Annotated in this window: 21 protein-coding genes and 1 pseudogene; 2 read left to right on the top strand and 20 right to left on the bottom strand. The window is 69.0% G+C overall.

What is annotated here, in order from left to right; genetic code table 11:
- Window positions 1–15: 15 nt before the first annotated feature.
- From QO015_RS13920 to phaR, 19 genes and pseudogenes are all read right to left on the bottom strand, one after another.
- The gene (locus QO015_RS13920; RefSeq protein WP_266278675.1) at window positions 16–1,350 is read right to left on the bottom strand and encodes a S41 family peptidase; all 1,335 of its coding nucleotides are present in this window, start codon (window positions 1,348–1,350) and stop codon (window positions 16–18) included.
- A complete protein-coding gene (locus tag QO015_RS13915; protein ID WP_266278676.1) occupies window positions 1,347–2,729 on the bottom strand; it encodes a murein hydrolase activator EnvC family protein in 1,383 nt (460 codons plus the stop codon). The genes QO015_RS13920 and QO015_RS13915 overlap by 4 nt, the downstream gene beginning before the upstream one ends.
- A 123-nt stretch (window positions 2,730–2,852) precedes the next feature.
- The gene (gene rlmH / locus QO015_RS13910) at window positions 2,853–3,332 is read right to left on the bottom strand and encodes a 23S rRNA (pseudouridine(1915)-N(3))-methyltransferase RlmH (RefSeq protein ID WP_266278677.1); all 480 of its coding nucleotides are present in this window, start codon (window positions 3,330–3,332) and stop codon (window positions 2,853–2,855) included.
- A gap of 14 nt (window positions 3,333–3,346) precedes the next feature.
- Window positions 3,347–3,763 carry a ribosome silencing factor gene (gene rsfS / locus QO015_RS13905; protein ID WP_266278678.1) on the bottom strand — a complete coding sequence of 139 codons (417 nt, stop codon included), beginning with the start codon at window positions 3,761–3,763 and terminating at the stop codon, window positions 3,347–3,349.
- Between the two features lie 154 nt (window positions 3,764–3,917).
- Window positions 3,918–4,496, bottom strand: coding sequence for a nicotinate-nucleotide adenylyltransferase (locus QO015_RS13900; protein WP_266282340.1), 579 nt, complete (start codon window positions 4,494–4,496; stop codon window positions 3,918–3,920).
- A 56-nt stretch (window positions 4,497–4,552) separates the two neighbouring features.
- Window positions 4,553–5,833, bottom strand: a complete 1,281-nt coding sequence (locus QO015_RS13895; RefSeq protein WP_370877463.1) for a glutamate-5-semialdehyde dehydrogenase — start codon at window positions 5,831–5,833, stop codon at window positions 4,553–4,555.
- A 47-nt stretch (window positions 5,834–5,880) separates the two neighbouring features.
- Entirely contained in the window at window positions 5,881–7,041 is a 1,161-nt protein-coding gene (proB, locus tag QO015_RS13890) for a glutamate 5-kinase (RefSeq protein ID WP_266282342.1), read from the bottom strand.
- A gap of 72 nt (window positions 7,042–7,113) precedes the next feature.
- Window positions 7,114–8,157 (bottom strand): GTPase ObgE, encoded by a 1,044-nt coding sequence (gene obgE / locus QO015_RS13885; protein WP_266278679.1) that lies wholly within the window; start codon window positions 8,155–8,157, stop codon window positions 7,114–7,116.
- Entirely contained in the window at window positions 8,154–8,696 is a 543-nt protein-coding gene (locus QO015_RS13880; protein WP_266278680.1) for a GNAT family N-acetyltransferase, read from the bottom strand. Before QO015_RS13880 ends, obgE begins: the two co-directional genes overlap by 4 nt.
- Complete coding sequence (locus tag QO015_RS13875; RefSeq protein WP_266278681.1) at window positions 8,686–9,339, bottom strand: GNAT family N-acetyltransferase; 654 nt, start codon at window positions 9,337–9,339, stop codon at window positions 8,686–8,688. Before QO015_RS13875 ends, QO015_RS13880 begins: the two co-directional genes overlap by 11 nt.
- A 116-nt stretch (window positions 9,340–9,455) precedes the next feature.
- The gene (rpmA, locus tag QO015_RS13870; RefSeq protein ID WP_266278682.1) at window positions 9,456–9,728 is read right to left on the bottom strand and encodes a 50S ribosomal protein L27; all 273 of its coding nucleotides are present in this window, start codon (window positions 9,726–9,728) and stop codon (window positions 9,456–9,458) included.
- Window positions 9,729–9,843: 115 nt separating this feature from the next.
- Window positions 9,844–10,146 (bottom strand): annotated as a pseudogene (gene rplU, locus QO015_RS13865) (50S ribosomal protein L21); the annotation flags it as partial.
- A 186-nt stretch (window positions 10,147–10,332) separates the two neighbouring features.
- The gene (trmD, locus tag QO015_RS13860; RefSeq protein ID WP_266278683.1) at window positions 10,333–11,034 is read right to left on the bottom strand and encodes a tRNA (guanosine(37)-N1)-methyltransferase TrmD; all 702 of its coding nucleotides are present in this window, start codon (window positions 11,032–11,034) and stop codon (window positions 10,333–10,335) included.
- Entirely contained in the window at window positions 11,031–11,597 is a 567-nt protein-coding gene (rimM, locus tag QO015_RS13855; protein ID WP_266278684.1) for a ribosome maturation factor RimM, read from the bottom strand. The genes trmD and rimM overlap by 4 nt, the downstream gene beginning before the upstream one ends.
- A gap of 174 nt (window positions 11,598–11,771) precedes the next feature.
- Window positions 11,772–12,131: a 30S ribosomal protein S16 gene (gene rpsP, locus QO015_RS13850; protein WP_266278685.1), complete on the bottom strand. Its 360-nt coding sequence runs from the start codon at window positions 12,129–12,131 to the stop codon at window positions 11,772–11,774.
- 90 nt (window positions 12,132–12,221) lie between these two features.
- Window positions 12,222–13,781 (bottom strand): signal recognition particle protein, encoded by a 1,560-nt coding sequence (ffh, locus tag QO015_RS13845; protein WP_266278686.1) that lies wholly within the window; start codon window positions 13,779–13,781, stop codon window positions 12,222–12,224.
- A gap of 231 nt (window positions 13,782–14,012) precedes the next feature.
- A complete protein-coding gene (locus QO015_RS13840; RefSeq protein ID WP_266278687.1) occupies window positions 14,013–14,531 on the bottom strand; it encodes an invasion associated locus B family protein in 519 nt (172 codons plus the stop codon).
- 158 nt (window positions 14,532–14,689) lie between these two features.
- Window positions 14,690–15,085 carry a YkvA family protein gene (locus tag QO015_RS13835; RefSeq protein WP_266278688.1) on the bottom strand — a complete coding sequence of 132 codons (396 nt, stop codon included), beginning with the start codon at window positions 15,083–15,085 and terminating at the stop codon, window positions 14,690–14,692.
- Window positions 15,086–15,201: 116 nt separating this feature from the next.
- Window positions 15,202–15,798 carry a polyhydroxyalkanoate synthesis repressor PhaR gene (phaR, locus tag QO015_RS13830; protein ID WP_266278689.1) on the bottom strand — a complete coding sequence of 199 codons (597 nt, stop codon included), beginning with the start codon at window positions 15,796–15,798 and terminating at the stop codon, window positions 15,202–15,204.
- Window positions 15,799–16,122: 324 nt separating this feature from the next.
- Here phaR and QO015_RS13825 point away from each other — a divergent pair, with 324 nt between their 5' ends.
- Window positions 16,123–17,304 (top strand): acetyl-CoA C-acetyltransferase, encoded by a 1,182-nt coding sequence (locus QO015_RS13825; protein ID WP_266278690.1) that lies wholly within the window; start codon window positions 16,123–16,125, stop codon window positions 17,302–17,304.
- A gap of 46 nt (window positions 17,305–17,350) precedes the next feature.
- Window positions 17,351–18,079 carry an acetoacetyl-CoA reductase gene (gene phbB / locus QO015_RS13820; protein ID WP_266278691.1) on the top strand — a complete coding sequence of 243 codons (729 nt, stop codon included), beginning with the start codon at window positions 17,351–17,353 and terminating at the stop codon, window positions 18,077–18,079.
- A gap of 60 nt (window positions 18,080–18,139) precedes the next feature.
- On the opposite strand, the gene QO015_RS13815 is transcribed toward phbB, so the two are convergent.
- On the bottom strand, window positions 18,140–19,855 hold the full coding sequence (locus QO015_RS13815; RefSeq protein WP_266278692.1) for an NYN domain-containing protein: 1,716 nt from the start codon (window positions 19,853–19,855) through the stop codon (window positions 18,140–18,142).
- Between the last annotated feature and the right edge of the window lie 84 nt (window positions 19,856–19,939).

The following is a 19,939-nucleotide window of genomic DNA, read 5'->3' as shown; positions in this document are numbered from 1 at the left end:
CGTCCTGCAATGGTCTCAGTTCGGCACCGCAGCCTTCGGGTTCGGCGGGAACGCGGCATTGGCGATCTTGCCGTCGAGCAGGCCGATCGCCTGCTGCAGCTGCTTGTCGTCCTTCGGATCCGGCGGCACATAGGCCTGCGAACCCTTGCCCTCGTCGCCGCCCGACTCGTTGGTGAGATGGCCCTTCAGCGAGGCTTCGCCCTGGGTCGAGGTCACCTGGTCCTTCAGCTCCGGCGGCAGGTCCTGCACGACCTCGATATCCGGATCGATGCCCTTCGCCTGAATCGAGCGGCCGGCCGGCGTGTAGTAGCGCGCCGTCGTCAGGCGGATGGCGCCGTTCGAGCCAAGCGGAATGATCGTCTGCACCGAGCCCTTGCCGAACGAGCGCGTGCCGAGGATCGTCGCGCGCTTCTGGTCCTGCAGGGCCCCGGCGACGATCTCGGACGCCGAGGCCGAGCCGCCATTGATGAGCACGATCACCGGCTTCTTGTCGGTCAGGTCGCCGTCCCGCGCGTCGTAGCGGGCGTTCTGGTCGGAATGCCGACCGCGCGTCGCGACGATCTCGCCCTGGTCAAGGAAGGCGTCGCCGACCGCCACAGCCTGATCGAGCAGACCGCCGGGATTGTTGCGGAGATCGAGAATGTAGCCCTTGATCTTGTCCTCGCCGATGTCCTTGTCGAGCTTGGCGATCGCGTTCTTGAGCCCGTCGAACGTCTGCTCGTTGAAGCTCGAGATGCGGATATAGCCGATATCGCCCTCGGCGCGCGACTTCACCGACTGGATGCGGATCACGTCGCGGACGACCTTGACGTCGAACGGCTTGGCCGTGCCCTTGCGCTCGATCTGGAGCGTGATCGGCGTGTTGACGGCGCCGCGCATCTTCTCGACCGCCTGGTTGAGTGTCAGATTCTGCACCGGCTCGCCGTCGATGGCGATGATGAGATCGCCCGCCTGGATGCCCGCCTTGGCCGCCGGCGTATCGTCGATCGGCGACACGACCTTGACCACCCCGTCCTCCATGGTCACCTCGATCCCGAGCCCGCCGAACTCGCCGCGGGTCTGGACCTGCATGTCCTTGAAGTCTTTGGGGTTCATGTAGCTCGAATGCGGATCGAGCGAGGTCAGCATGCCGTTGACGGCCGCCTCGATCAGCGCGGAATCATCCGGCTTCTCGACATAGTCGGCGCGGATGCGCTCGAACACGTCGCCGAACAGATTGAGCTGTCGATACGTATCGGATGCGGCGGCATAAGCCACGCCGGGGACCAGGCTGGGGACCTGAGAGACCGTGAGGGCCGCCGTTGCGCCGATGATCGTACCGGCCAGGAGCAGGGAAGCATTGCGAATCATCCGCCAACCTTTTCGTCGCTGGACCGCGCCCACCATGGGGCCGGGTCGATCGAAGTTCCGTCTTTTCTGAATTCGACATAGAGCAGGGGCTGCTGGACGCCAGTCCCCTCGGCGCCGACGCTCGCGAGCTGGCGGTTGCCCATCACGCCGACAGGCTCGCCCGCGAGAACGAATTGCCCCAGTTCGACGTTGATCCGCTCCATGCCTGCCAAGAGGACATGATATCCGCCCCCGGCATTGATGATCAAGAGTTGCCCGTAGGAGCGGAACGGGCCGGCATAGACCACCCAGCCATCGCTGGGCGAGGAAACGCCGGCGCCGCCGCGCGTCGCGATCTGGATGCCCGCCGTGGTCCCGCCGAGCCCGTCATCCTCGCCGAAGCCCTTGACCTCGGCGCCGTTCACCGGACGCGGCAGCAGGCCGCGCGTATCGGCGAAGGCGACGGCCGGCTCGATGCGGTTGGCGGCGCCGAGATTGTCGGGCCGGCGTGGGGCCGACCCCGATTCCACTGCCGCCTGGTTCTTCGCCTCGGCAGCCTTGGCCGCAGCCGCGGCGTCAGCCGACGCGACGACCTGCTTCTCGAGCGTGTCGATCAGGTCCTGCAGGCTTGACGCCTGCGCCGCCAGCGCCTCGGCGCGCTTCTGTTCCTCGGAAAGCAGCTGCTCGGAGTCCGCACGCGCCTTCTTCTTCTCGGCAGCCAGCAGTTCGATGCGCGTCCGCTCCTCGGCGAGCGCCGTGGCATCGGCCCGGACGCGATCGCGCTCGCGCGCCTTCTCCTCCTTGAGCGCCAGGAGATGCTGGAGGTCGCTCGAGAGCGCCGCCGCCTCGGTGCGCAGTTCGGGAACGACGGCGCCGAGCAGCATGGCGCTGCGCACGGCGGCTAGCGCGTCCTCCGGTCGAACGACGATCGCCGGCGGTGGCTTGCGCCCCATGCGCTGCAGCGCCGCCAGCACATTGGCGAGCACGCTGCGCCGAGTGGCCAGCGAGGCGCGCACGCCGCTTTCCTCGTCCAGCAGGCCGCCCATCCGCGCCTCGGCCTCGTCGAGCTGCCTCTCGAGCTGGGCCGCCCGCTCGCCAGTCTCGACCATGCTCTGCGCCAGCGAGGCGCTGTCCTTGTCGAGCTTGTCGATCTCCGCCTTCAGCGCATCCTGCCGTTCGCGGGTGACTTGGATGTCGTGTGTGATGGCGTCGAGTTCGGCGCGGCGCTTGCTGCGCTCGTCCTGCTCCGTCGGCGGCGTCGTGGCGGCCGGTTCCGCAGCCGCGGCCCCGTCCGGCGCCTCCGTCTGGGCACGCAGCAGCGCGGGACCACCGGCGAGACCGGCGACCGTCAAGACGGCGACGAGCAGGATGTGGAGCGGAAGCGGCAGCGTTCGGATCAAGGAAGGGCCCGGAAGCGGACACCGGAAACGGCGACACCCGCGCCGCCGGACACATCATGCATGCTGCGCGCCAATTGCGGCCGAAGCTGGACGCCGCCCGGGCAACCGGGAAAGGCGCCGGCGTCAGGCGCGATGATAGGGGTGGCCCGAGAGAATGGTCGTCGCGCGATAGACCTGCTCGGCGAGGAGAATGCGGACCAGCTGGTGCGGCCAGGTCATCGCCCCGAAGGCCAGCAGCCGGTCGGCCCGGCTGCGCACCGCGGCGCCATGTCCGTCGGCGCCGCCGATGGCGAGGACGATCTCGCGCTGGCCGCCGTCGCGCTCGCGGCCGAGCCAGCCGGCGAAAGCGTCGCTGGTCATCGTTTCGCCGCGCTCATCGAGAGCGAGCAACCGTGCCCCGTCGGGCACGAGCTCAAGGAGCGCCGCCGCTTCCTGCGCCATGCGCTCGTCCGCGCGCTGCGCCCGGCTCTCGCCGAGCTCGCGCAGACGCACGCTCAGGCCAAGAGCGCGGCCGGTCTGCCCGGCGCGCTCGATATAGCGGTCGAAAAGCTCGCGCTCGGGACCGGCCTTCAGCCGGCCCACGGCGGCGATCGTGATCTGCATCGGTTTCCGGAGGCTCAGGCCTCCGGCGCCTCGCTCACGGCCTTGGGCGCCTTCAGCGCGGGACGGCCGCTTTCAGCCGACTCGGCGGACCACATCTTCTCGAGATTGTAGAAGCTGCGGACCTCGGGGCGGAAGACATGGACGATCACGTCGCCGGCATCGATCAGCACCCAATCGCAATGGGGCATGCCCTCGATGCTGCCGACACGACCGCCGGCCGCCACGATGTCGCGGTCGAGATGATCCGCGATGGCGCCGACATGACGCTGCGACCGGCCCGTGGCGACGACCATGTAGTCCGCCAGTGCCGATTTGCCCGCGATGTCGATCGATACGATGTCCTCGGCCTTCGAGTCGTCGAGGCTCTCGAGGATGGCTTTGAGAACGTCGTCCGCCGCAATCTGCCGGCGAACCGCCGTCTTTTGAGGCATGCGATCAGTCGCGGCCTCGGTTTGGATTGCCGTCGTCAGTGGTTGGTCCTTTCGCCATCAGGCGCGCCTGCCCCGATCATGGGCTGATACGGTCTCGCTCCCCGCGGCTCAGCAAGCCGCATGCACTCAAGATAGGCACGAGCCGGTGACGCTTTCAAGACTTCGTCGTTCCGCCGGCGCGGAGCGCGGTCGAGGAAAGCGATACCAGGGGCCCGTGCAGAAACACCCAGGCCGGGGGTGTCGTTCCCGGCAACAGGGCGGCGTCGCGTTCGTCCAGCCGGTAGCGCGCGAGCGTCCGCGCCGCCGGCGAGGCGATCGCCCGCAGCGTGCTGCCCGGCCGGTCATAGACGGCGAAGGGCATGGTCGCGGCGATGCGCCGCCAGTCGCGCCAGCGGTCGAACTGCACGAGATTGTCCGCGCCCATCAGCCAGACGAGGTCGACGCCAGGGAGCCGCGCCGACAGAAGCGAGAGCGTGTCGGCGGTGTAGCGCGTGTGGAGCGCGGCCTCGACCGCCGTCACCACGATGCGCGGATCACGCGCCATCGCCTTCGCGGCCGCGATCCGGCGCGCCAGTGCGCCGGGCTGGTGGCCCTTCAAAGGGTTGCCCGGCGTCACCAGCCACCAGACGGCGTCGAGCCCGAGGCGCGTCAGCGCCATCCGGCTCAGCATCAGATGGCCCCGGTGCGGCGGATCGAAGGACCCTCCGAACAGGCCGATGCGCTGGCCACGCATCGCGAACGGCAGGCGGAGCGCCGAGGCCGGCAGCCTTTCGGCGGCGTCAGCCTCGGTCACGGCCGCATCTGCCCGCGGCCGTGCACGCGATATTTGAACGACGTGAGTTGCTCCGTGCCGACCGGACCACGGGCATGCATGCGGCCGGTGGCGATGCCGATCTCGCCGCCGAAGCCGAACTCGCCGCCATCGGCGAACTGCGTCGAGGCGTTGTGCATGACGATCGCCGAATCCACCTCGGCGAGGAAACGCGCCGCGGCCGCCTCGTCATCGGTCAGTATGCAGTCGGTATGGTGCGAGCCATAGCGCTCGATATGGTCGATCGCCTCGTCGATCCCGCCGACGACGCGGACCGAAATGATGCTGTCGAGATATTCCGTCGACCAGTCGGCTTCCGACGCGGGCTCGGCTTCCGGCAGCAGCGCGCGGGCCTCGGCATCGGCGCGGATCGTGCAGCCCGCCGCCACGAGCGCCTCGGCGATCGCCGGCAGATAGGCGGCGGCGACGGCACGGTCGATGAGCAGCGTCTCGGCCGCGCCGCAGACGCCGGTCCGCCGCATCTTGGCGTTGACGATCAGCGGGATGGCCATCGAAAGCTCGGCCTTCTCATGCACATAGATGTGCACGATCCCTTCGAGATGGGCGAAGACCGGGACACGCGCCTCCTCCTGGACGCGGGCGACCAGGCTCTTGCCGCCGCGCGGCACGATGACGTCGATGGCGCCCGCAAGGCCGGACAGCATGGCGCCGACGGCGGCGCGGTCGGCGGTCGGCACCATCTGGATGGCGTCGGCCGGCAGGCCCGCCTCGGCCAACCCGCGCTGCAGTGCGGCATGGATCGCCCGCGAAGAGCGGAAGGAATCGGAGCCGCCGCGCAGGATCGAGGCGTTGCCGGCCTTGAGCGACAGCGCGCCGGCATCGGCGGTGACGTTCGGCCGGCTCTCATAGATGATGCCGATGACGCCGAGCGGCGTCGAGACACGCTCCAGCCAGAGGCCGTTCGGGCGCTCCCAGCGCGCGGTGACGACGCCGACGGGATCGGGCAGCGCCGCGATCTCCTCGATGCCCGCCGCCATCGCCTCGATGCGCTTTTGATCGAGCGTCAGGCGGTCGACGAAGGAGGGCAGCGCTCCTGACGCCTTCACATCGGCGACGTCGAGCGCGTTGACTTCTAGGATCGACGACGCATCGGCACGGAGCGCGGCGGCCATGGCGCGGAGCGCGGCGTTCTTCTGCTCCGGCGGGGCGAGGGCGAGGCGACGCGCGGCGGCGCGGGCGCGCCGTCCGAGATCGTTCATCACCGCCGGAACGTCGTCGGCCCGTTCGCCGCCGGACATGTTCCTGTCGATCGCCGTCACGCTCATCATCGGCTCCTGCCGTCTTCCTATTCGCCCCGAAGGACCATGTCGTCGCGATGCACCATGGCGGTCCTGCCGGCATAGCCGAGGATCGCCTCGATCGCGCTCGAATTGCGGCCCGCGATCCGCTCGGCATCGGCCGCGTCATAGGCGACGAGGCCGCGGCCGATCTCCTCGCCCGCCGGGCCGAGGATCACGATCGTATCGCCGCGCTGGAAGCGGCCCTCGACCCGCCGGACGCCGGCCGGGAGAAGGCTCTTGCCGGCCCGGAGCGCCCGCACGGCGCCGTCGTCGATGGCCAGCGTGCCGCGCGGCTCGAGATGACCGGAAATCCACTTCTTGCGCGCCGTCACCGGATTGGCCTCGGCGAGGAACCAGGTCGCGGGGGCGCCCTCGCTGATCCGGCGCAGCGGGTTCTGAGGCTTGCCGAGCGTGATGACCATGGTGCAGCCGGCGACCGTCGCGATCTTGCCGGCCTCGACCTTGGTACGCATGCCGCCGCGCGAATATTCCGACGCCGCGCCGCCCGCCATCGCCTCGATCTCGGGCGTGATCCGCTCGACGACAGGGATCAGCCGCGCGGACGGGTCCGTATGCGGCGGCGCCGTATAGAGCCCGTCGATGTCGGAGAGCAGCACCAGCAGATCGGCGCCCATCATCGAGGCGACGCGCGCCGCGAGGCGGTCGTTGTCGCCATAGCGGATCTCGCTGGTCGCCACGGTATCGTTCTCGTTGATGACCGGGATGGCGCCCATGCGCAGCAGCGTGGTGATCGTCGAGCGGGCGTTGAGATAGCGGCGCCGTTCCTCGGTATCGCCGAGGGTCAGGAGGATCTGGCCGGCCGTGATGCCGTGACCGCCCAGCATCTCGGAATAGGCGCGGGCGAGCGCGATCTGGCCGACCGCCGCCGCGGCCTGGCTCTCCTCGAGCTTGAGCACGCCCGCGGGAAGACCGAGCACGCCGCGGCCGAGCGCAATGGCGCCGGACGAGACGATCAGCACCTCGCGGCCGCCCGAGGCGAGCGCCGCGACGTCGTCGACGAAGGCGGCGAGCCATTCCTGGCGCAGCGCCCCCTTGGCCCGGTCGACGAGCAGCGCGGAGCCGATCTTGATGACGATGCGGCGGAAATTCTCAGGCCGCAGCTTCGACTGCCCGTCCGCGCCTGACAGCGCGGCGGTAAGGGGCATTTCGGGCTCACGGATCGTGGCGGTCATGACGGCGACGCCTTCATCGGATGGTCTTCGGGAGAATGTCGCCGGTCAGGGATGCCAGCTGTCGGGGCGCGGCGACGGCACGTCGTTCGGATCGGCGATGCGTCCCTCGTCGATGACGCGGCCGAGCGCCCGCAGCGCGCTGTCGACGCCCTGCCTGGTGGCCGCGGACAAGACGAGCGGTACCTGACCGCAGGCGCGCTGCAGCGCCTTGCGCTTGTCCTCGAGTTCCTCGGCGGGGATCGCGTCGGCCTTGGAAAGGGCGACGATCTCGCGCTTCTCGGGGAGGCCGGCGCCATAGGCGTCGAGCTCGCCGCGCACGATGCGATAGGCCTCGGCGGGATCGTCCTGCGTGCCGTCCACGAGATGCAGCAGCACGCGGCAGCGCTCGACATGGCCGAGGAAGCGGTCGCCGAGACCGACGCCCTCATGCGCGCCCTCGATCAGGCCCGGGATATCGGCGAGCACGAATTCGCGTCCGTCGCTGCGCACGACGCCGAGGCCGGGATGCAGCGTGGTGAAGGGATAGTCGGCGATCTTGGGCCGCGCGGCGGTCACGGTCGCAAGGAAGGTCGACTTGCCGGCATTGGGGAGGCCGACGAGGCCGGCATCGGCGATGAGCTTCAGCCGCAGCCAGATCCAGCGCTCGAGCCCCTCGAGGCCGGGATTGGCGCGGCGCGGCGCCTGGTTGGTCGAGGTCTTGAAATGGGCGTTGCCGAAGCCGCCATTGCCGCCCTTGGCGAGCAGGATGCGCTCGCCGACCCGCGTCAGGTCGGCGATCATGGTCTCGCCGTCCTCGTCGAGGATCTGCGTGCCGACGGGCACTTTCAGCGTGACATCGGCGCCCTTGCCGCCGGCCATGTTGCGGCCCATGCCGTGCATGCCGGTCTTGGCCTTGAAGTGCTGCTGGTAGCGGTAGTCGATGAGCGTGTTCAGCCCCTCGACGCATTCCGCCCAGACATCGCCGCCGCGGCCGCCATCGCCGCCGTCGGGGCCGCCGAACTCGATGAACTTCTCGCGCCGGAACGAGACGCAGCCCGCTCCGCCGTCGCCCGAGCGGATATAGACCTTGGCCTCGTCGAGGAATTTCATCGCTTTTGCTCTTTGTGACGCGCGCGCGTCAGATGGGTGTCGATATGCGCAAGATCGCGGCCGAGCGCAAGGTTATGCACATGCGAGCGGCCGGAAACGACGAAACCGTAGCGCTTCTGGATCGCCAGCGACCGCTCGTTGCCCTCGAAGACGCCGGAACGCACGCCACTGACCAGCGGATCGGCGAAGGCGAGATCGAGGATCGGGCCGACCGCCTCGGTCATCAGCCCCCGCCCCCAGTGGCGCCGCGCCAGCCAGTAGCCGAGCACCGGCTCTGCGCTCCGGCCGCGCAGCGAGACGATGCCGGCGAGATCGCCGTCATGCTCGATCGCGACGACGCGCTCCTCGCCTTCGTGCCGGACGCTGCGCTCCCAGACGATGAAGCGCCGCGCCTCGGCCAGCGTGTAGGGAAAGGGGACGCGCGACAGCCATCGCGCGACCTCGATATCGCCGAGCCCCGCGACGAGCGCCGCGGCGTCGCGATCCTCGACGGTCCGCAGCGTCAGCCGCGCCGTCTGCATCTGGCCGTCAGGCAGCATCGCTCGTCTGTCCTTCCACGCCTGCGCTTTCAGGGCCGCGTCCGAGACGGGACGCCTCGCGGCCCCAGGCCTTGAGGCTGGTCCAGACCCGCCGCTCCAGCACGAAGCGCTCGACCGGAACGGTGCCTCGGGTCGCAAGCGAGCGCACGAGGCCCGTGTCGCGGAACTGGAAGCCGCACTTCTCGGCCACCCGCCGCGCCGGGCCGGAGGTGACGCGGATCGCGCACCACAGCCGCTCCGCCCCGCCGCGCTCGAAGGCGTCGTCGATGACGGCATGCGCGATCTCGGTGCCGAAGCCGCGGCCCCAGAACGGCTCGGCAACCCAGAACGAGAGCTCGAAACCATCCGGCCAGGCATCGCTCGGCCGATGGAATCCCGCGCCGACCAGCGCCGCATCGCAGTGACGGAACGCCACCAGCGTCGTGCCGGGCGACCGGCTCGGCACCCGCGCCCGCTCGATCCAGCCTTCCGCGTCGGCATGGGCATAGGGATAGGGCACGTCGAAAAGGCTCATCGCGACACGGGGGTTGCCCACGGCGATCGCCAGCGCCGCCGCATCGCGCTGCCGCGGCAGCCGCAATGCCAGCCGGCCGGTGACATGAACCGGCCTCTCGTCTTCGCTCGTCTCGTCCGCTTCAAGCATAGGTGCCTCCCGATCAGGCAAAGAAAAAGGGGAGATGGTGCCCCATCTCCCCTCGTTCCTTGACCGTCACGGTCCACCGGGTCGATGCGACACCGGCGTTCCATGGGAATGGCCGGTTATTCTGCAGCCTCCATCGCCGCCGGGGCGACGGATACGTAGGTGCGGCCATTGGCTTTGCGGCGGAACTCAACCTTCCCATCCGCAACGGCGAAGATCGTGTGATCCTTGCCGAGGCCGACACCCGTACCGGGATGCCACTGCGTACCACGCTGGCGCAGAATGATGTTGCCGGCGACGACAGACTCGCCACCGAACTTCTTCACGCCCAGACGACGGCCGGCCGAGTCACGGCCGTTGCGCGACGAACCGCCTGCCTTCTTGTGTGCCATGATCTACTCCAGTCTCTCTTCGATCGCCCGTTCCGGGCGACGGCTCATGGACCCAAGAGGGCCGCGGAGCCGATGAATCTCTGCCTTCGGACGCAATGTCCGGTCAGGCGGCCTCGATCCCGGTGATCTTCACGACCGTCAGCGACTGACGGTGACCGCGGCTGCGCTTCGAATTCTGACGCCGGCGCTTCTTGAAGACGAGGATCGTGCGGGTGCGGATCTGCTCGACGATCTCGGCCTGGACGCGCGCGCCGGCCACCGTCGGGGCGCCGACCTTCACGCCGGCGTCGTCGCCGACGAGCAGCACTTCGTCGAAGGAAACCGAATCGCCAGCCTCACCGGCCAGCAGCTCGACCTTGAGCTTCTCGTTGGGGGCAACGCGGTACTGCTTGCCACCCGTCTTGATGACTGCGAACATTGTTCTTTCCAGTTGTTCAGCCGCGCCTCTGAGGGCGAGCTTCTTCAGTCAGGTTTGCGAATGAAAACGGCGCGGGATCGGGAGACCGCGCCGGATCGGTCGCTTTATAGGCCGGGAGGCGCCGCTGTCAAGGCAAAACCGGCCGGAAGCAAGCGTTTCGGACGCCGATGGCGCCGCGGCGCCGGCTCACCGATCGAGCAGATCGGGACGGCGGAGCCGCGTGATCCGCTCCGCCTCGGCGCGGCGCCAGCGGGCGATCGCCGCGTGATCGCCGGAGAGCAGGACCTCGGGGATGGTGCGGCCTTCCCATTCGCGCGGCCGCGTATAGTGCGGATATTCGAGCAGGCCGCTTTCGAAGCTCTCCTCGGTGCCGGACTCCGTCGCGCCCATGACGCCCGGCAACAGGCGCACGACGGCATCGACCAGCACCATGGCCGCGAGTTCGCCGCCCGAGAGGACATAGTCGCCGATCGAGACCTCCTCCAGCGACCGGCCCTCGATCACCCGTTCGTCGACACCCTCGAAGCGGCCGCAGAGAATGACGACGCCCTCGCCTTCGACGAGCGCGCGCACGCGCCGCTGATCGAGCGGCCGGCCGCGCGGGCTCATAAAGAGGCGGGGCCGCGTGTCGCCGGGCGGTGCCACGGCGTCGATCGCGCGCCCGAGCACGTCGGCGCGCATCACCATGCCCGGCCCACCGCCGGCCGGCGTGTCGTCGACATTGCGATGCTTCGACGTGGCGTGGGCGCGGATGTCATGCGCTTCGAGCGACCAGAGGCCCTCGGCGAGCGCCCGGCCGGCCAGCGAGGCGCCGAGCGGACCGGGAAACATCTCCGGATAAAGGGTGAGGATGCTGGCCCGGAAGCGCGACGGCGCGGCACCGGTCACGGAGCATCCTCCGCTTCACCCTCGCCGTCTGCTTCGCCATCCCCCTCCCCGCGCGCCTCGACCTCGGGCGGCGGCGCGACGACAACACGGCCGCCCTTGACGTCGACGACCGGCACGACGGCGCGTGTGAAGGCGAGATAGACGGTGCGCCCGCCCTCGGAGGCCCGGATCTCGAGCAGATCGCCGGCTCCGAAGTTCTGCACCGCGATCACGGTGCCGAAGAGCGAGCCGTCCTCGAGTTCGGCCCTGAGGCCGACAAGATCGGCATGATAGAAATCGTCCTCCTCCTCGAGCGCCGGGAGGGCATCCCGCTCGACGGAAAAGCGACGATTGCGCAGCAGTTCGGCGGCGTTGCGGTCTGCGACGCCCTTGACGCGGGCGACGACGCCGTCGCCCTGTGGCCGCACCGAGACGAATTCGACGATGCGGCCATCGTCGAGTGTCACCGGCCCATAGTCGGCAACGGCGAGCGGGTCCTCGGTATAGGCGAGCACCTTCACCTCGCCGCGGATGCCATGCGCAGCGCCGAAATGGCCGAGCACGATGCGGTGTTCGTCAGCCAACGCAGACCTCGACTTCAGGAGGAGCGCCAAGGCCCCATCCCCGGCCCTCCCCCGCTTCGCGGGAGAGGAGGAGCTTCTCTCCGGGCGCCCGACCACCGAAGCCAGGCTTTCGATGACGTGCGCGCCCGGCCCTCCCCCTTCGTGAGGGAGAGGCGCAGAAGGGGGCGGCCAGCCTTACTCGGCGGCTTCGGCCGCGGCGGCGGCCTTCTTCGCCTTCTCGGCGGCGCGCTCCTGGGCCTTCTTGCCCGGAACGGCCTTCTCGGGATTGTTCTTCGGGGCGCGCTTCAGCAGGCCGGCCTCGTCGAAGAAGCGCTCGACACGATCGGTCGCCTGGGCGCCGACCGAGAGCCAGTGCTTGGCGCGCTCGAGATCGATCACGACGCGGCCGGCATTGTCCTTGGCCAGCATCGGGTCGAACGAGCCGATGCGCTCGATGAAGCGGCCGTCGCGCGGGGCCCGGGCGTCGGCGACGACGATGCGGTAGAACGGACGCTTCTTGGCGCCGGCGCGGGCGAGGCGGATCTTGAGGGACATTTTCTTCTTCCTTTCGATGCGAACTGGTCTTGTGTCGATTGAACTGGATCGGCTGCGCGCCGTGGCGGGAACCCCCGCCGCGTCGCGCCCCTATTTCTTCTTGCCCGGATAGGGCGGCAGGCCACCGCCGCCGCCGAGGCCCGGAAGGCGGCCGCCGCCGAGGCCAGGCAGACCGCCGGGAAGTCCTGGAATTCCCTTGGGCAGCGCGCCCGGCATGCCGCCGGCGCCGCCCATCTGCTTGGTGAGCCGCTCGAGCTCGGCCGGATCGATATTGGGCATGCCGCCCATGCCACCGCCCATGCCGCCGCCGCCCAGCGCGCCCATCATCTTGCCGAGGAAGCCGCCGCCCTTCTGCTTGCCCATGGCCTTCATCATGTCGGCCATCTGGCGGTGCATCTTGAGCAGGCGGTTGACCTCCTCCACCTTGGTGCCCGAGCCGGCGGCGATGCGCTTCTTGCGGCTGGCCTTCAGGATGTCGGGGTTGCGGCGCTCTTCCTTCGTCATCGACGAGATGATGGCGATCTGGCGCTTCATCATCCCGTCACCGAGATTGGCGCCCTCGATCTGCTTCTTGATCTTGCCGACGCCGGGCATCATGCCGAGCATGCCCTGCATGCCGCCAATCTTCTCCATCTGGCGGAACTGGTCCGCGAGATCGTCGAGATCGAAGATGCCCTTGCGCATCTTCTCGGCCGCCTTGGCGGCCTGTTCCATGTCGATGTTCTGCGCCGCCTTCTCGACGAGCGAGACGATGTCGCCCATGCCGAGGATGCGGTTGGCGACGCGGCCGGGATGGAAATCCTCCAGCGCGTCCGACTTCTCGCCCGTGCCGAGCAGCTTGATCGGCTTGCCGGTCACGGCGCGCATCGAGAGCGCGGCGCCGCCGCGGCCGTCGCCGTCGGCGCGCGTCAGCACGATGCCGGTGATGCCGACTCGCTCGTCGAAAGAACGCGCGAGATTGACGGCGTCCTGGCCGGTGAGGCTGTCGGCGACGAGCAGGATCTCGTGCGGCTTCGCGATGGCCTTGATCTCGGCCATCTCGATCATCAGCGGCTCGTCGATATGCGTGCGGCCGGCGGTGTCGAGGATGACGACGTCATAGCCGCCGAGCCTGGCGGCCTGCAGCGCGCGCGTGGCGATGGCGGTCGGCGACTGGCCGGCGACGATCGGCAGCGTGTCGATGCCGTTCTGCTCGCCGAGCACGCGCAGCTGCTCCTGCGCCGCCGGACGGCGCACGTCCAGCGAGGCCATCAGCACCTTGCGCTTCTGCTGCTGCGTCAGGCGGCGGGCGATCTTGGCCGAGGTCGTCGTCTTGCCCGAGCCCTGCAGGCCGACCATCATGATCGGCACCGGCGCGGGCGCGTTGAGGTCGATCGGCTCGGCCTCCGAGCCCAGCATCTCGACGAGCTGGTCGTGGACGATCTTGACGACCATCTGGCCCGGCGTCACCGAGCGGATCACGTCGGCGCCGACAGCGCGGCTGCGCACCTTGTCGGTGAAGGAGCGCACCACGTCGAGCGCGACGTCGGCCTCGATCAGGGCGCGGCGCACCTCGCGCATCGCTTCCGTGACGTCGGCCTCCGACAGCGCACCGCGGCGGGTGAGCTTGTCGAATATGCCGGAAAGGCGCTCGGACAGGGTGTCGAACATCGGACCTTCTTCCTCAAAGGGTTCGCGACCGATCCGCCGCGGCAAATGCCATCGGCGCCCGCGGGCGCAACGCGCTGGCGGACGTGGACCTCCGGACTCTCAGTCCGGTCGGCGGCTCGGAGGAACCCTCTTCGCGAATATCCGCGGCTTCTACGTGGAAGCCGCGGCAAAGTCAATCAAGGCCCCAGGATCGGCCGCACGGACCGGCCGGCGGGCCTTGCAAGGGGCCGATCAGCCGCCTGCCACGGGGCAGTTCTTGGCCACCGCGTCGAGCGAGGCGGAGATGCCCGAGAGGGAATAGGTGTCGGTGGTGTTGGTGCCGCGGCGCGAGGTGCCCGAGACCGACATCGCCCGGCCCTTGCGCAGCGCCGCGAGCAGCGCCGTCTCCTCGGCGGCGTTCTCCACCCAGGCGCCGTCTTCCTTGGTGAACATCGCGAATTTCTGTCCGTCGACGTCGATCGTCACCTTCGAGCCTTCCTTGAAGGGATAGCCGATGATGACGGAGACCTCGCTCCTCACATTCTCCGACGGGCGCGCGGTGATCATGAAATAGGCCGGATCGCGGTTCAGCCCGTCCGGCTTCTGGCTCTTCGGCTGCGAAGCCGCGTAGCAGACCTTGCCCTTCTTGTCGGCATAGGCATAGGCGCTCCAGTCCTTGAAGGTCCCGACCCGGTTCGGGGTCTGCGCCTCGGCGACGCCGATCGTGCCGGCAGCGACAAGCACGGCGGTCGTGATCCTCAATGCTTTCATGTCTCTTCCACCCAATGACCAGCCGCCCCGCGCCGGGCCGTATGCCGGGCGCTCCCATGCCTCAAACTGCAAATTCGATCTTAACATTGCGTGAACCAATGGGCATCGACGCGCAATCGGGCCGGGAAAGAGCGGATTCCCTTGGCAATGGGGCGAGACTATGGCCTCGCCGGCCCTTCCTCGCCACCGGCGAGCGCGCGACGGGCGGCCTCGCGGTGATGCGGCTTCAGATGCGCGCCGAGCATGGTCAGCGCCGTCATGAGGACGGTCGCGTCGTCGGCAAAGCCGAGACCGACCAGAAAGTCCGGCACGGCATCCACCGGCATCACGAAATAGGCCAGCGCGCCGATCAGCATCGCGCGAACGCGGAACGGCGTCGCGGTGTCGAAGGCGCAGTAGTAGGCGGCGACCGCATCCTCGGCGAACGGAATCCGCTTTGCGCTCCGCCGCAACACCTTCCAGAAGTCGCGCCGCACGCGTTCGGCCCGCGCGTCGTGATCGCGGCCCGTCGGATCGTCCTTGCCGAGTATCTCGCCGTCCAGAGGACGCACCATCGCCGTCATCCCCTCAAAGCCGCGCCAGCCACCGGGCGCGCGCGACGATGATATGGGACGTCCGGCGCCGCGGCACAACGCCGTCGGCCTCGCGGGCCATCGGCGTCGGCTTCCGTTCAGCCCTTGCTGCCGGCGAGCTGGTCGATCTTCTTCTGCATCTCGTCGAGCTGACGCTTCAGCGTGTCGAAGTCGCCGTCGGGCCGCAACTCCGCCTTCGGCTCGGGCCGGGGCGCCGGTGGGGCGGCGGGGGCGTCGCCACGGCCGCCGCTGAACGGCAGGAACATGCGCATCGCCTGCTCGAACATCTCGGTGTTGCGCCGCACCGTCTCCTCAATCGCCGTGAAGGCGCTGGGGCCGAAGGCGTTGGCCATCTGGCTCCTGAGCTTGTCCTGATCGCGGGTCAAGCTGTCGATCGAGAAGTCGAGATAGGTCGGCACCAGATTCTGCATCGAATCGCCATAGAAGCGAATCAGCTGGCGCAGAAAGGTGATCGGAAGAAGATTCTGACCCTTGTTCTCCTGCTCGAAGATGATCTGCGTCAGAACCGAGCGGGTAATGTCCTCACCCGTCTTGGCGTCGTAGACGACGAAATCCTCTCCGGTCTTCACCATGACGGCGAGATCTTCGAGCGTCACATAGGTCGATGTGCCGGTATTGTAGAGACGACGATTCGCGTATTTCTTGATCGTCGTCGGTTCCTGTTCCTTGGCCATGCCCGCTCCCGATGTCGCCGCCGGCCCGACCGGCCCGGCCAGGCAGGACCGGCCCCCGGCCGGTCTGGCGGAAATCCTCCCCGCAACCTGCAAGATAGGAACTTTTCTGCACCACCGCCAACGTTTTGTGCGACGCATTGCTGCAGCTTTGCTGCGCACACGATGCGGCGCAGCACGCCCGCCGGCGGCGCCTCGGTTGACAAGCCTCGCGGGGCCGGGCTTGGATCGAAACCGAGACAGCGCCGCATCGGGGGATGAGGCGAATGGCCGGAAGGCCGCAGGCATCCGCCCGGCCGGAAGGCCGCAGCCATCGAGGAGAAGGCCATGGCTCATTCGAACGACATCGTCATCGCCGCGGCGGGCCGCACGGCCGTCGGCGCCTTCAATGGCGGCTTCGCCGCGACGCCCGCCCATCAGCTGGGCGCGACCGTGATCAAGGGTGTGCTCGAGCGCGCCGGCGTCGACGCCGCCGAGGTCGACGAGGTGATCCTCGGCCAGGTGCTCACGGCCGCCCAGGGCCAGAACCCGGCCCGCCAGGCCTCGATCGCCGCCGGCCTGCCGATCGCCACCACCGCCTGGGGTCTCAATCAGGTCTGCGGATCGGGCCTTCGCGCCGTCGCGCTCGGCATGCAGCAGATCGCCTCCGGCGACGCCGCGATCGTGATCGCGGGCGGCCAGGAATCGATGTCGCTGTCGCCGCATGCCGCGCATCTGCGCTCCGGCACCAAGTTCGGCGACATGAACTTCATCGACACGATGATCAAGGACGGCCTCTGGGACGCCTTCAACGGCTACCACATGGGCGTCACGGCCGAGAATGTCGCCCGCGAGTTCCAGATCAGCCGCGAGGACCAGGACAATTTCGCCGTCGCCTCGCAGAACAAGGCCGAGGCGGCGCAGAAGGCCGGACGCTTCAAGGACGAGATCATTCCCGTCGTCATCCCCGGCAGGAAGGGCGACACGATCGTCGACAGCGACGAGCATATCCGCGCCGGCACCACCATCGAGGCCCTCGCCAAGCTGCGGCCGGCCTTCGCCAAGGACGGCTCGGTGACCGCCGGCAACGCCTCGGGCCTCAATGACGGCGCCGCAGCGCTGGTGCTGATGACGGCCGAGGAAGCGGCGAAGCGCGGCATCACCCCGCTCGCCCGCATCGCCTCCTGGGCAACCGCCGGCGTCGATCCGAGCGTGATGGGCACCGGCCCCATCCCCGCCTCGAAGAAGGCCCTGGAGAAGGCCGGATGGTCCAGGGACGATCTCGACCTGATCGAAGCCAACGAGGCCTTCGCGGCGCAGGCCTGCGCCGTCAACAAGGGCGTCGGCTGGGATCCGGCCAAGGTCAACGTCAATGGCGGCGCCATCGCCATCGGCCATCCGATCGGCGCCTCGGGCGCGCGCATCCTCGTGACGCTGCTGCACGAGATGGCGCGGCGCGATGCGAAGAAGGGCCTCGCCACGCTGTGCATCGGCGGCGGCATGGGCATCGCGCTCACGGTCGAGCGCTGAGCGAAACCGCCGGGAAAAGCCGGCAGCGTCTGCAGGGGGAGGATTCATGAGCAGAGTTGCGCTCGTCACGGGCGGCACGCGCGGCATCGGCGCGGCCATCGCCACCGCGCTCAAGGCCGCGGGCTACACCGTCGCCGCGACCTTCGCCGGCAATGTCGAGAAGGCGAACGCCTTCAAGGCCGAGACCGGCATCGCGGTGTTCCAGTGGGACGTCGCCGATCCGGCGGCCTGCGAAGGCGGCATCGCCGCCGTGACGGCCGAGCTCGGGCCGGTCGACATCCTCGTCAACAATGCCGGCATCACGCGCGACGGATGGTTCCACAAGATGGACCACGCCGCCTGGAAGGCGGTGCTTTCGACCAATCTCGATTCGATGTTCACGATGTCGCGGCCGGTGATCGACGGCATGCGCGAACGCGGCTTCGGCCGCATCATCAACATCTCGTCGATCAACGGGCAGAAGGGCCAGCTCGGCCAGGTCAACTACGCGACCGCCAAGGCCGGCGTCATCGGCTTCACCAAGGCGCTGGCGCTCGAGAACGCCCGCAAGGGCGTGACCGTCAACTGCATCTGCCCGGGCTATATCGATACCGACATGGTCGCCGCCGTGCCTGAAAAGGTCCTGGAGGGGATCATCGCGCAGATCCCGGTCGGCCGGCTCGGCAAGGCCGAGGAAATCGCCGCCGCCGTGGTCTATCTCGCCTCCGACGCCAGCGCCTTCATGACCGGCGCCGTGCTGACCATCAATGGCGGCCAGTACATGGCCAACGGCTGATCGCGGCGACAGCGGAGCGGCGCCTGACGCCGCTCCCGTCACGCAACGGCCGGTCAGAGCCTATTTGCGGTTCTCGCTCAGGCTGGCGAGGATGCGCTTGAAGTCGAGGTCGAGATCGCTCTCGAGCGTCTCGCCCGGCTTCGCGCCTTCGGCACCGGCGCGGGCCGGCTTGATCTCCTCGGTGATCGCGGCCAGCAGCGACAACTCGAACGGATCGAGCTCCGCCTCGGCCGCCGGCACCGGCTTCGGCGGCGCCGGGCGGGCGACCGGCGGACGGACCGCGGGTACGACGCGGGCCGTCGGCACCTCGTCGGCGGCGGTCACATCGTCGGTGGCGGTCACCTCGTCTCCGTCATCGGTCGCGTCGGCCAACGCGCGAAGCTCTTCCTCAGTCTCCGGCGCCGGTGCGGGCACCGCCACGGCCTCGACGTCGGTGACCGTCACCGCGACGGCTTCCGCCTCGGCGATCACGACCTCGTCCGACACCGCTTCCGCGACCTCTACAGCAACCACCTCGACAGGTGGCGAGACGTCGCTGTCGGCTGCAGCCGGAAGCTCGGCCAGATCATCCGCCGCGCTCTCCGGGGGAGCCGGAATCGACGGCGCCGGTTCGGCGACCGTCTCGGCCTCGAGCGGACCGGCGAGGATATCGGCTGCCTCGGCAATCGGCGACTCGACAGGCGATGGCTCGGCAAGCGACGGCTCGACAGACGGCTCCTCGGCGGCTGCCGGGGTGGCGTCTTCGGGGATGTCGGGCTCGGACGGCGCGACGACATGCGCTGCCTCGGCCTGTTTCGGTTCCGACGGCTCGGCGCTCGAGACGCCGCCGGCGATCCATGCGCCGATCTGCCGCTCGACACGCGGATCGATCGCGATGCCGGCCTGGCGGGCGAGATAGAGCACCTGCTCGCGGAAGACGTCGGCGAGCTTCTCCGGCGTATCGCCGTCCGAGAAGACATGGCCCTTCAGCGCCAGACCCTTGACCACGAAGGCGATCTGCCGGCGCGGGGCGCGGCGCCCGGAGGCGATCAGCCGCGCGGCGACATTCTCGGCGGTGGACAGGAAATGATAGCCGTTCTCCGCGATCTCGTCCTTCAGGGCGCGAAAGAGCTCGGCATAGACCTTCGGCGGGAAGAGCGGGACATTGGTCGCAGCATGAACGCGCCGCGCCAGCGCGGCGAGATCCTCGCGCGCCGGCAGCGCCTTCGGCGTTTCCTCGTCCTCGGCCTCGCCGGCATCCGGAATGTCGAGGCCCTGGAGCAGCGTGACCAGCGCCTGCTCCTCGATGATGCCGTCGGCGATGGCGCGGTAGCCGGAGGCGGTCTGTCCCGGCGCGAAGATCGTCGCGGCGCGGTTGTGCGCCTTCAGCCGATAGATCAGGGGCGAGAAGTCCGACTCCGCCGCCAGCAGGATGAATTCGTCGAAGGCCGTCGGATGGCCGAGAGCGTCGATCGTGTCGAGCGTGATCTGCACCTCGGCGGAATTGCGCTCGCGACCGGACAGCGTCGGGCAGTCGACGATCTGGAAGCCCTGCATGACGAAGGCGTCGCGCCCGCGCCCGATCAGCCGCGGATCGGCATAGCAGCGCCGCATCAGCACGCGGCGGCGGACATTGCCGAGCGAACCGGAACCGACCAGGGCGCCGGCCTCGATGGCGTCGAGCAGCGCGCCGGGGCGGGCCGCGAGCCGCCGCGCGAACTGCGGATCGCGGGCATGCAGCGCGAGATGCAGGCTGTCATAGTCGACGAAGAGGACGCTCTTCAGAAGATCGGTCATGAAGTCTCCCCGGGACTGCCGGCGATACGCACTGGGACTCGTCCGGCGGGGGATTGCCGGCGGGCGGCGCCCGCGGCTCCCAGG

Source organism: Kaistia geumhonensis (genome assembly GCF_030815145.1).
GTDB classification, from domain to species: domain Bacteria; phylum Pseudomonadota; class Alphaproteobacteria; order Rhizobiales; family Kaistiaceae; genus Kaistia; species Kaistia geumhonensis.
The sequence above is the reverse complement of the archived record's forward strand: the minus strand, read 5'-3'. Positions and strand labels throughout refer to the sequence as shown.